The following is an 11,790-nucleotide window of genomic DNA, read 5'->3' as shown; positions in this document are numbered from 1 at the left end:
AAGACAAGCTCCATTCCTATAGGAATGGACATATATTGATACATAAAAAATGTATCAACCCTTACCCTTACTCAGGATTTAGGTTGATACACAAAATTATTTACAGACCCAAAATCGAAGATAGTATACTTACTGTATTCTCCTTCGATTTTTATTACGTAATTTTTAATAACTCCCTATTTTTTCTCTTAATTTTCTTCAGAGATCACCATTACAAAAGCGATGACTTTCTTTACTTTCGCATCGCTTTTATGATTGGCAAACTCTAGTATATCGCAGAAGCGGTAGGTTTTATCGGGAGACATTTTCATGGTTTCCCAACCGCATACTCCTTTTCCATGGGAAAGGATGTTTTCGATATGCAATTCGATCAGTTCGTTTTCGTGTGTGTCCTGCTCCTCTCTTTTGAAGAAGGCTTCGCGGACAGCTTCTTTACCGGAAATATTTGAATCTCCCACCATTTCCCATTCAATATCTTCGTCTAGAGCCTCGATTATTTTCTCTACATCCTCTTCTACAAACCACTTTGACCATTCTTTATAAAACTCTGCTTTGGGAGAGTGGCCGGTATTTGCATCCCATATAAATTTTCCAGTCATTTGGAACCTCCTATGTTATTATACTTAGGGATAGCCGGTCGTTTTGAAAGGAATATTTTATTTTGTGCAGTCAGAAGTAAGATACCCTGTGAGCTGGAAGAATAACAGCAGAAATTATAATAAATATTATAAAATTATGATCATAACAAAGTATATCCTGATGAAGTTTTTCTCATGGATATTATATTATCTACAATAAGAAGCAACACAATAAAAGAGGGACAGATGACTAAGATTTCGTCCCTAAGCTGTGAGATTCGTCACAGCTAAAGCAATGCCGGAAATCATCAGCACAATGATGATAATCTTTTTTGCCAGCTTTTCGTCTAAGTAATGACTCGCCCAGATTCCAAGACCGAGTCCGAGCAAGGCAAAAGGGGATAAGAGCAAGGCGCTTTTAACAGAAGATAAGGTCATGATTCCTAGGATGCTGTATAAAACAAGCCTATAGGTGTTTTCAATAAAGAAGATAACGCAAATATTTGCTTTGAAGGATTGGGTATCCTTTGTGATTCGGCTGACATAGGCGCTTAGAAAAGCTCCTATTCCGTAAATTCCACATAAAAGTCCTGCGATAATCCCGATAAAAGCCAAGAAGGATTTCGATTGTTTTTTGTTTAGATTCGTCTTTGCTTCTCGGTAAAGCATTTCTATGCCGATAAAAAGAATAGCAAAGCCTAAAAATACTTTGATATCTTTAGAGTCGGCGTTTTTTAAAAACAGGATGCCGGGAATGTTGCCGAGAAGCACTAATGCGGATAGGGAAAGACAGGTCTTCCATTGGATAGATTTCCGCTCTTTCCAAGCGATGATGGCATTGCAGGGATATCCTAGAAGGAGATCTACAGGTGTAATATTAATATTGTCGCTTCCGAAACTTAGTATGGATGTTAAAACTAAGGTATTCGCAAAGCCGGTAAGTCCTTTTACAAAATAGGCAGCGATGGCTGCTATAATCTATATCAGCATTTTATAGTTCTCCTTTCTATACTTGATGACGTCATAAAGCGGGGCTGTATTTAGACGGTAAAACTGCATACAGTCCCGCTTTTGTGAATTTTATGAGTTAAAATTCTATTCTTTGTTTTCGATAATCTGCTCTGCAGCTTTTAGTCCGTCGATAGCGCTTGAGACGATACCTCCTGCATAACCGGCACCTTCGCCGCAAGGGTAAAGGTTGGAAAGGCCTTTGGACCTCATATTATCTTCCCGATCAAGTCGCACTGCACAGGAAGTTCTAGTTTCAACCCCTGTAAGAACAGCATCTTTCTGATCGAATCCTTTAATTTTTCTTCCCATAGCAGAAAGGGCTTCTTTAATATAGTCGTCGACAATCTTCGGGTAGATGCCGTTTAGATTCGTCATGGTGTATCCTGGTTTTACGGTAGGTTTGATCCTTCCAAAAGAGGTAGTCAGAGTGTCGGAAAGGTAATCTTCAATTCTTTGAACAGGAGCGTTGTAGTTTCCGCCTCCCAGCTGAAAGGCCTTTTCCTCGATCTCTCTTTGAAAACGGACACCGTCTAGAAGATTTGTTCCATAGACTTCTTCTCCGATTCCGCAGACGATAGCGGAATTTGCGTTTTCTCCGTCACGGCTGTGATAGCTCATGCCGTTGACACAAAGTCGTCCTTCTTCGCTGGAACTGTTCACGACATAGCCTCCCGGGCACATACAGAAGGTATAGACTCCTCTTTGATTTTCCTTGCTGTGGCTTAGCTGATAAGAAGCTGGAGGAAGTTCTTCTGATTTCGTTTTATATTGGGAAAGGTCGATAAGCTCCTGAGGATGTTCGATGCGATATCCTACTGCAAAGGGTTTATTGGACATAGATATTTTATCCTTTAGCTGAAATAAAGTATCCCTTGGACTGTTTCCTAAAGCAAAGATATAATAATCTGCTGTAAAATCTCCTTTGTCCGTTAAGATCTTCGTGATTTTGCCCTTTTCGACGACAATATCTTCCATAGTCGTATCAAAATGGAAGTCCACTCCCTTTTGAACGAGGTCTTTGCGGATTTTAACGATAATTTCAGAAAGCACATCGGTACCGATGTGAGGTTTTTGATCGATAAGAATATCCGAAGGAGCTCCGTATTCCACGAAGGTTTTTAAAACTTCCCGAACTCGTTTATCCTTGGATCTGGATGTAAGTTTTCCATCCGAAAAGGTTCCGGCTCCTCCTTCGCCAAACTGTACATTCGTGTTTTCATCCAGCTTTCCGCCATGAAGAAAATCGTCGATTTTTTTCATCCGTTCTTCCACTTTAGATCCTCTTTCAATAACCGTCACAGGTATCCCGTATTTTGAAAGAAGATAGGAAGCAAAAATTCCACATGGACCGAATCCTACCACACAAACAGAAGGTTTCTTTTCTCCCGGAGTTAACTCATAGCTTTCTTCATTATAGAAAGCAGCATTTTTTATCCGTTTAACTTCTTTTTCGCTGAACTTCCCTTCTACAAGAACTTGATAGTTGTAAAGAATACCCTTTCTCGCATCGATGGAACGTCTGTAGACAGTATATTTAAATTGATCTCTTTTTATAAGACGGCGAATCTTTGCTTCCAGCTTCGATTCATCCATTTTTTCTAATTTTATATCTCGTATAATGATCATAATGTCACCGTTTCCTTTTTAGTAGTTGCTCCTGCTATTATATAATAAATGGAAGTTTAATTATATGGCAGCAAGATTTCCTATCTCTATGCAGAAGAATAGGAAGGAGATAAAGTTAATTGCAATAAAAAACCAAGGAACAGTGTTTTGTTCCTTGGTTTTTTAATTATTTTCCTATCCGATACAAATTTCCATTATCCGTAATAGAATAAAGGGCGCCATCTTGTCCCATTTCTACATCTCGGAATCTTTCCCCTTCATTTTCTAAGAATCGCTCTTCGCCGACAACTCTATTATCTTCTAATACTATTCTTGCAATATGCTGAGAACGAAGTCCGCCGATAAAGAGGTTGTTTTTCCATTCTGGAATTTCATCGGAGGAATAGAAGGTCATGCCGCTGGGGGCAAGTACCGGATCCCAATAGTAGACAGGCTGTTCTGTGTTTTCCATTTCGGTAATTCCTTCGCCGACCGGCTGGCCGCCGTATTCCACGCCGTAGCTTACTAATGGCCAACCGTAGTTTCTTCCTGGCAGGATGAGATTAAGCTCGTCTCCGCCTTCAGGTCCCATTTCGCTTGCCCATAGTTCGCCGGTTTCAGGGTGAATGTCTAATCCTTGGACGTTTCTATGGCCATAGGAATAAATCTCTGGGTTTGCTTCTTCGTTTTCGATAGGGCTTTCTCCAGCAGCATTTCCATCTGGTGTGATATGAAGAATTTTTCCGTGGCCGTTATCGAATTCCTGTACTTTTCTGCGGTTAGCAGAGTCCATTCGGTCTCCTGTAGAGATGAATAGATTTCCTTCTGGATCGAGAGCGATACGGCTTCCGAAATGCCCTTCGCTTTCATAATAAGGCATCGCTCGGTAGATCACGGTAAAATTTTCCACAGCAGTGTTGTTGTCAGAAAGTCTTCCCTTGGCGACAGCTGTTAGATTCCCTTCCTCGGAGGGTTCGGAAAATGTAAAGTAAAGCATACGGCTTTCAGCGAAGTCCGGTGCAGCTTTTACATCTAAAAGACCTCCTTGGCCTCGCGAGTCGACTTCAGGAAAGCCTGCAATAACGCCGCTTAAGTTTCCTTCAGGACTCATCACTCCAAGAGACCCGCCCTTTTCTGTTATGGCAAAACTGCCGTCCGGAAGAACTGCTATTCCCCAAGGACTGTTTAATCCCTCGGCAATTTTTGAAGTTTGGTAGTCAAATTCTGTTTTTACAGCGTTGACTCTGGTTTGTTCTGGAAAAGCCGGCTCGTAATCTGTTTCTGGAGCAGCTGTTTCCACTGGTGTGCCTTCGGGTTTTCCTTCATTTGATTCTTCTGTTGTTATGTTTTCCTTCGTTGTGCTCCCTTCCTCTGCAGGAGGAGCTTCTTCGGTTCCTTGATTTCCGCAAGCCGTTATAAAAAGGACGGCAAAAAGAACCATAAGTAGTACCCTTATCTTTTTCATATTGTCTCCTTTCATGGTTAAAAGTAACGGTTTCATTATAAATACCCATTTAACGAGTATGTATTAGGCAAAAGCTGTACAAAAAGGGATTTTGGAGGAATAAAAAAAAGACAGCAGAAAGGGTATTACAATAATAATTTAAGACATAATACTAAATCAGGGGAGATGTTTTATGGCTGAACTGAAAACAAAAGAAAATGATGCTGACGTTTATGAATTTATCGACAATTATGCAAATACGGAGAGAAAACGCAAAGATAGTATAGATCTGGTAAAAATATTTGAAAACACTGCAGGATATTCTGCTAAAATGTGGGGAGACAGTATTATCGGCTTCGGAAAATATCATTACAAATCAGAACGGAGCAGACAGGAAGGGGATGGGCTTATGGTTGGTTTTTCCCCTCGAAAAGCGGCTATTTCTCTTTATATTTATTCCGATACGAAAGAAAATCAAGAACTTTTAAAGAGTTTAGGAAAATATAAAATGGGAAAATCCTGTATCTATGTAAAGAAGCTGGAAGATATCGATATAGAAGTCCTAGTAAAAATTATCCGTTCTACGATAAATTTTTTAGTGGAAAAGTACGAGATTTTATAGCCGAACAAACTGGTTTTAAGGCAGAAAAAAGGGCTTTTATTCCACAGTAGATACAGAAAGTTTCCTTTATCTTTCGAAAACAGACAGCCGGAGGTAAGAATATGACAGAGTTTGGAGAATATATTCCACTTTTTAGAATAGACCATATCCTTTACATCTGTATTCTTATGATAAGTGCATTATGGATGTATAAGGAAAAGAAGTTTATAAAGAAATATGAAAAGGGATTTACGGTTATCCTTTTTATAGTAAGCCTTATCCAGCAGATACTTCTCTACGGATCCTATTTTATTTTGTTTGAATTTGATCTAGGCGAATCCCTGCCTCTACACATCAGCAGGATAAATTCTATTTTAATTATGGCTTTCCTGCTGACAAAAAATAGAAAACTGTATGCTGTAATCTGCTATTTTTCTTTATTTGCATGGCTGACCTTTCTTTATCCCAGCAGAGTATACGGTATAACTCATCCTATAGGAATCAGCTTTATTATAAATCATGTGATTACACTGCTTTTTCCTTATTATGCAAGAGCTGCTTATCCTGTTGAGATTAAAAAGGGAGACAAAGTTTTCGCCTACAAATGGTTTTTATTGTATTTGTTTATCGTGAGTATTATCAATCCTTTGGTAGATGGGAATTATTTTTATTTCAAATACAAACCGATTTTTCCGGAGATGGCAAACTATATTTTTATTCCTTTGGTTATAGTATTTGTCTATCTGCTGTTTAGTTTGGGAGAAATTATTTTTAAAAAGATAGCAAAAGAATGAATTAGTGGTAGAAACAGGAAGTCTTTTTTAACCAGAAAGATTTAAAAATTCAAAAAGAAAAGAGAGAAGATATGGATAATCAAAAAGTATATGCTATGAAATTTACGAAGGTCTACCCTTTGCTGGTAAATAAGGCAGAGAGAAAAGGCAGAACAAAAGAGGAAGTAGACGAGATTATTTTTTGGCTGACTGGTTATGATGATGCCGGGTTGGCTAAGGTTTTAGAAGAGGAAAAAAGCTATCGGGAGTTTTTCAAGGAGGCTCCTTCTATGAATGAAAAAAGAGAACTTATTACGGGCGTTGTCTGCGGTATAAGAGTAGAAAATATCGAAGAGGATTTAATGAGGGAAGTTCGTTATCTGGATAAATTAATTGATGAGCTTGCGAAAGGCAAGGCGATGGAGAAGATTTTAAGGAAATAATGTCAAAAAAATGCGTTGCCTTTTTCAAGGGAGGACTATTGCTGCAAAAGAGTCTAGGTATATAGAAACGAGGTTCTCTTTAAAAGAAATAAGGGGATCTAGAAGAAAGATTATTATGGATTCTAAGATGATGTATCTCTAAAAGATAGCTTAAAGAGACTGGATTTCATATTATCTTGTTCTAAACTTAAAAAATATTTTTCCTAAACGTGTATAATAGACTCATTGATGAAAATGAACTGAACTCAAAGGAGAATTCGATGATTTCTAATTATCATACACATACAAGATGGTGCCGTCATGGTACGGGAGAAATAGAGGACTATATTAGTAAAGCGATTGAACTGGGCATGAAGGAGATTGCCATTACGGAGCATGTTCCCTTAAAAGGGAATCCGGACAGCAGCAGAATGCTCTTTGAAGAATTCAATGCTTATAATCGCGAGTTTGATCAAGTAATTGAAAAATATCAAGAGCAGATCAATATTATCAAAGGATTTGAAGCGGAGTATTATCCGGAAGAGATGGAGTGGTACAGATATCTCCGAGAAGTGCGAGGATACGAGTTGTTTGTATTAGGACAGCATCGAAGCGATAGAAGGGGAGGAATCGACTACTTTGCTCCGAAAGGAGAAAGAGAGATTCGTTTATATGGCGACAAGGTGATTGAGGGGCTATCTACTGGTTTCTTTGATATCTTAGCCCATCCGGATATGTTTTTGACAAATCATTATAATGGCAGACTGGATGAAGTTTCAAAAGAGACGATGAAAAAGATTTTTAAAACTTGCGAGAAAGAGAATGTCCCTGTTGAAATCAATGCAAATGGTTTTAGAACAGGAAGGCCCTATCCAAATCAAGATATTTTCCAGATCTCAAAAGAATATGATCTTCGATATCTTATCAATGCAGATGCCCATGATCCAAAAGCTTTGGGAGATGAGTATATTTTAGAAGCGGAAAGATTTGCGGAAAGTTTAGGAATTAGAGCAGATGCTTTTCTAAAGAATCTCTGCGAAGTTTGTTATTGATAGACATGAAAAAGCTGAATACAATAGATTAAAAGCAGAAATCCCAGATTTCTGCTTTTAATCTTATCTTTTCAAGAAAGAGTGTCATGGTTTTCTTTATGGGCAAAGAGGAGAGAAAAATATGCTGCAAAAAGATCTAGAAAATACAGAAGATATAAAAACCGTCCCGAAGAATCTTTCAGGAGGGTTGGTTTTTGTCTTACTTCGCAGATAATGCAGCCATTGTAATGTAATTATAGGGCTGATCGAAATGCGGAAGGAAGAAGATATCTAATAAGGCTAATTTATCGATCGTAACTTTTTCTTGGATCGCTAGAGAGAAGAGGTTGATTTGTTGTGAGATATCGTAATTTGAAGCAAGCTGCGCACCTACGATAACACGGTTGTCTTTTCTATACACGATACGGATATTGACTTTAGGATTGTCGATTTCCATGAAGGCTGGAAGCTGTGTATCTTCGAAGTCTGTATAAGAGACATCGATATTATGTTTTTTGGCAGCAGCCACAGTAAGTCCTGCTGAGACCATATTGTATCCGAAGATAGAAATAGCGCTGGATCCTTGAACACCTAGAGACTCGATATCTGTACCGCAAGCATTGTGAGCTGCTACGATTCCGCTACGAACAGCATTTGTTGCAAGGGCGATATAGTCTACATCGTCGATGGCGTTGTTATATTCAGTAGAGCAATCCCCAATAGCATAGACGTCTTTTTGAGAAGTTTCGAATCGTTTATTCACAAGATAAGCACCGTTTTTAAAACGGTCGAAAGCTTCTCCCCCGAGGCTTGAGTTTGGTGTAAAACCTGCAGCAGAAATGACCATTTCGCAAGGGAATGTGCCTTTATCTGTGACAACAGAGGAAACTTTTCCCTTTTCCCCTTTAAATTCTAATACAGATTCTTCTAAGCGGATATCAATGCCGTTGCTTTTCATGTTTTCCGCCATGCGGTCTCCGTGTTCTGGATCGAAGTTGCCGGAAAGGATATGTTCTTCTCTGTCGATAAGGGTTACGTTTTTACCCAGTCTTTGGAACGCTTCCGCTAATTCTACCCCGAGATAGCCTGCACCGATTACGACTACATTTTCGATGGAAGGATCTTCTTCTATTTTGTTAATAACTGACTGTGCGTTTTGATACAGCTTTACGAGCTGTACGTTTTCAAGTTCCTTGCCTGGAATATTAAGGGTAACAGGGTTGGATCCGGTAGCGAGGATCAATTTATCATAATGGTCTTCGATTTCTTCGCCGTTAAGTTTTACTTTTACAGTTTTTGACTCTGGATCTATGGCTGTTACTTCCGCTCCCATATGAACTTTAGATCCCTTGTTTTGCAGGATCTGAGGAGTACAGTAGAAAAGATTGTCTCCTGTTGAAATCTGTTTTCCAATCCACAAAGCCATACCGCAGCCTAGGAAGCTGATGTTATCGTTGCGAACGTATACTACAACTTCCTCGTTTTTGTAGTTATCCAAGATCGTGTTGATGGCTGCTGTTCCTGCATGATTTGAACCTATAATAATTTTTGATATAAAATCTCCTTTTAAATGTAATGTAGGGTTACTATTTGTAACGATATTAACATTGTACCCATTTAAGTTAATGTTATAACAAGTTTGGGTTATGTTTTATTGCTATTTTAAAATTAGAGGATATTTTAGAGAGTTATTCTATTATTAATAATGGATAAAGAGATAATATTTCAGGCAAGTATTAAGAAGATCGTTTTTTCGATATAATGAAAATGATACAGGAGGGAAGTCCAATGAAAAATGAGATTTTAATTCTTCAAGCAGAGAAAGAGATGCTTAAAGAACTGCAGAAAATAAGTATTGAAACATTTGTAGAAACCTTCGGAGAATATAATTCCGAAGAAGATATGAATTCGTATATTAAGGAAGATTTATCGCTGGAATCTTTAAGAAAGGAAATAGAGACTCGGGGTTCTGTATTCTTTTTGGCTTACAGGGAAGGAAAGGTTTGCGGATATATTAAAATAAATTTCAACAAAGCTCAATCAGAAGAAGGAAATAAAAAAACGGCAGAACTTCAGAGGATCTATATAAAAGAGGAATTTCAGGGGATGAAAATCGGACAAAAGCTGCTGGATTTTGCCATAGAAAGGGCGAAAAATAATAATCTTAAAAAATTATGGCTGGGAGTCTGGGAACACAATCATAAGGCGATTCGTTTTTATGAGAAAAATAAGTTCAAAAAATTTTCAGAGCATTCCTTTGTATTGGGAGAAGATGTACAGCTGGACTATTTATATGAGCGTGATCTTTTAGAAAATGTATAAAGACTAAGATAAAAAAACAGGGTGAAAGCGTAATCTTTCACTCTGTTTTTTAGATGCACTGTTTTAATTCAAATTTTTCTATTTCTAGCTTCGTTTTAAAAGGGGATAGAGATCCTGCCGCAACGGTAGAGGCATTTCCAATAGAATAATTAATTTTTAGAAATATGATCTATTACCCATAAGAGCAGATCTTGATCCGATTTTTCTGAGCTTGCAATATCCATAACGATTTCAATCAGCTCTTCTTGAGTGTAATCTAAAGAATAATCATTTAAGAATAAGAGTACTAGCATAGAATGGATACCTATTCGTTTATTACCATCTAAAAAAGGATGGTTTTTGATGATAGAAAATCCAAGATGAACCGCTTTTTCGATAGTGGTAGGATAGAGTTCTTTTCCGTCAAAGGTTTGGTAAGGAGCGTTAATGGAAAGGTCCAATAAGTTATCATCTCGAATACCTCCAGCACCTCCAAATTCCGTTATCAGCTGTTGATGAAGAAGCAGAATGTGGGACTTATTAAGTTTTTTCATTTCGCAAGAATCTTGTAGGCTTCTTTATTCTTTTTTATTAACTTTTTAGATATTTCTAAAATGTCTTCATCTCTAGACGTTTCGTTCTCTTCAAATTCCTTATATTCAATTAGGATATATTTAGGGGTATTGTTTTTTAAAATAACAGCAGAACCTTTTTCGTCTACTAAGCGAGCTACTTTAGAAAAGTTTTGATTTGCTTCAGTAATCGAAACCATAGTATCTGTATTAATTTTCATAGAATCACCTTCCTATTCTAATTATACCCTAAATAGGATATATAAAGCCTAGAATTTGAGGTTAAAATTTAAAATAAAAAAACAGGGTGAAAGCGTAATCTTTCACTCTGTTTTTTTGATACACTGATTTAAATCAAATTTTTCTATTTCTAAATTGGTTTTAAAAGGGATCGCTGTTCGTCCCATACCTTCTAAAGCCTCTATCGATAGTTGATAGACTTTTGAATTATTATGGCTTCTCGCAGTGAGAAGTCTGTTTTTTGTGTCATAAGCGCAGATATAGCGGGTGTAGGTGTGATACTGATGGATATCGCTATAGAACATCCCCTCTGACATCTTCATCATTTCCATAATGGTATAAGAGGCTTCTAGAGCTTCTCTCGTACCTTTTGGCTTAACGTGAGTTTTATTCAGATAATAGGCTTTGATGAAACGGCTTACGGGATCATAGCCTCCTGGAAGATCTTTTGCACCTTTAAAAGACTCGATATTATTCGGGTCCATGCATTTGTGAAGTCTTTTGATATGGCGGGGGAAGGAGGGAGAGTTGGTCATGACCTTATAAGGGTTTTCAAAATAGATGTACTTTCCTTTTTCAGGCTGAACCACCACGCATCTTCCCGTTGTATCTACAAAGATATGGTGGAAATCAGGACAGATGATTTTATTTCCCTCGCTGTCCTTCGTAGAGACGCGGATATTCGGAAGATCCGCGACTAATTCCTCGACGTTTTTAAAATTCGTTAAGGCGTAGTTTAAATAATCAAGACTTGAAATGTTGAATTTGCTTTCGTCTACATGATCCGCATGGATATTCATCGCATGAAAATAATTCGTACAGCCTACGAGTCCGTGTTCATTGACTCCGTCTTTTAAAGGATCGTAATTATAAAAGGCAAGGCCTAATGCTTTGTATTTTGCTTTCAAATCATTGCCCAGCAGATCTTGCCCATAAGTATAACCTTGAGGCAGGTAGAGCACATTATATTCTAGGGGGACTTCATAGTCTAAATTTCGTGCAAGAACAGAGCCCCCGTTATAGTCCATTACAATTGTTGTACACATAAAGACACCTCTTTCTCAATATATAACTATACCATAAATAAGTTGGCGCAAGGCGAGATAAAGTCCGTATAATGGTGTAAAAAGAAAAATCAAAAAAAATGAGCCAAAATGCTCGTCCTCGGTTAAAATAAAAGTACCAACAAATACCTAACTGAGGAGATGAACA

Annotated in this window: 13 protein-coding genes; 5 read left to right on the top strand and 8 right to left on the bottom strand. The window is 37.9% G+C overall.

What is annotated here, in order from left to right; genetic code table 11:
• Positions 1-188: 188 nt before the first annotated feature.
• The 4 genes from ACTQ46_RS10770 to ACTQ46_RS10755 form a co-directional block, all read right to left on the bottom strand.
• Positions 189-599 (bottom strand): nuclear transport factor 2 family protein, encoded by a 411-nt coding sequence (locus tag ACTQ46_RS10770; RefSeq protein WP_441749784.1) that lies wholly within the window; start codon positions 597-599, stop codon positions 189-191.
• A 243-nt stretch (positions 600-842) separates the two neighbouring features.
• Complete coding sequence (locus ACTQ46_RS10765) at positions 843-1,544, bottom strand: sulfite exporter TauE/SafE family protein (RefSeq protein WP_441749788.1); 702 nt, start codon at positions 1,542-1,544, stop codon at positions 843-845.
• Between the two features lie 129 nt (positions 1,545-1,673).
• Positions 1,674-3,215, bottom strand: coding sequence for an NAD(P)/FAD-dependent oxidoreductase (locus tag ACTQ46_RS10760; RefSeq protein ID WP_441749782.1), 1,542 nt, complete (start codon positions 3,213-3,215; stop codon positions 1,674-1,676).
• A 166-nt stretch (positions 3,216-3,381) separates the two neighbouring features.
• A complete protein-coding gene (locus tag ACTQ46_RS10755; protein WP_441749780.1) occupies positions 3,382-4,659 on the bottom strand; it encodes a PQQ-dependent sugar dehydrogenase in 1,278 nt (425 codons plus the stop codon).
• Between the two features lie 172 nt (positions 4,660-4,831).
• Here ACTQ46_RS10755 and ACTQ46_RS10750 point away from each other — a divergent pair, with 172 nt between their 5' ends.
• From ACTQ46_RS10750 to ACTQ46_RS10735, 4 genes are all read left to right on the top strand, one after another.
• Entirely contained in the window at positions 4,832-5,260 is a 429-nt protein-coding gene (locus ACTQ46_RS10750; RefSeq protein WP_441749778.1) for a DUF1801 domain-containing protein, read from the top strand.
• Between the two features lie 101 nt (positions 5,261-5,361).
• Positions 5,362-6,033: a TMEM164 family acyltransferase gene (locus ACTQ46_RS10745; RefSeq protein WP_441749776.1), complete on the top strand. Its 672-nt coding sequence runs from the start codon at positions 5,362-5,364 to the stop codon at positions 6,031-6,033.
• A gap of 71 nt (positions 6,034-6,104) precedes the next feature.
• Positions 6,105-6,455, top strand: a complete 351-nt coding sequence (locus tag ACTQ46_RS10740) for a DUF2200 domain-containing protein (RefSeq protein ID WP_441749774.1) — start codon at positions 6,105-6,107, stop codon at positions 6,453-6,455.
• A 260-nt stretch (positions 6,456-6,715) separates the two neighbouring features.
• On the top strand, positions 6,716-7,486 hold the full coding sequence (locus tag ACTQ46_RS10735) for a histidinol-phosphatase (RefSeq protein ID WP_441749772.1): 771 nt from the start codon (positions 6,716-6,718) through the stop codon (positions 7,484-7,486).
• Positions 7,487-7,685: 199 nt separating this feature from the next.
• Here the strand turns inward: ACTQ46_RS10735 and nox are convergent, their stop codons facing one another.
• Complete coding sequence (nox, locus tag ACTQ46_RS10730; RefSeq protein WP_441749786.1) at positions 7,686-9,005, bottom strand: H2O-forming NADH oxidase; 1,320 nt, start codon at positions 9,003-9,005, stop codon at positions 7,686-7,688.
• A gap of 248 nt (positions 9,006-9,253) precedes the next feature.
• Here nox and ACTQ46_RS10725 point away from each other — a divergent pair, with 248 nt between their 5' ends.
• Positions 9,254-9,787: a GNAT family N-acetyltransferase gene (locus ACTQ46_RS10725; RefSeq protein ID WP_441749771.1), complete on the top strand. Its 534-nt coding sequence runs from the start codon at positions 9,254-9,256 to the stop codon at positions 9,785-9,787.
• A 149-nt stretch (positions 9,788-9,936) separates the two neighbouring features.
• Here the strand turns inward: ACTQ46_RS10725 and ACTQ46_RS10720 are convergent, their stop codons facing one another.
• From ACTQ46_RS10720 to ACTQ46_RS10710, 3 genes are all read right to left on the bottom strand, one after another.
• A complete protein-coding gene (locus ACTQ46_RS10720) occupies positions 9,937-10,320 on the bottom strand; it encodes a type II toxin-antitoxin system death-on-curing family toxin (RefSeq protein WP_441749769.1) in 384 nt (127 codons plus the stop codon).
• The gene (locus tag ACTQ46_RS10715; RefSeq protein ID WP_441749767.1) at positions 10,317-10,559 is read right to left on the bottom strand and encodes a type II toxin-antitoxin system Phd/YefM family antitoxin; all 243 of its coding nucleotides are present in this window, start codon (positions 10,557-10,559) and stop codon (positions 10,317-10,319) included. The genes ACTQ46_RS10720 and ACTQ46_RS10715 overlap by 4 nt, the downstream gene beginning before the upstream one ends.
• Before the next feature lie 102 nt (positions 10,560-10,661).
• Positions 10,662-11,624: a linear amide C-N hydrolase gene (locus ACTQ46_RS10710; protein WP_441749765.1), complete on the bottom strand. Its 963-nt coding sequence runs from the start codon at positions 11,622-11,624 to the stop codon at positions 10,662-10,664.
• Positions 11,625-11,790 lie beyond the last annotated feature (166 nt).

The organism is Gallicola sp. Sow4_E12 (assembly GCF_052116305.1).
In the GTDB taxonomy this organism is placed as follows: domain Bacteria; phylum Bacillota; class Clostridia; order Tissierellales; family Peptoniphilaceae; genus JBQKLI01.
Note: the sequence above shows the minus strand (reverse complement) of the source record. Positions and strands in the feature narration are given on the sequence as shown.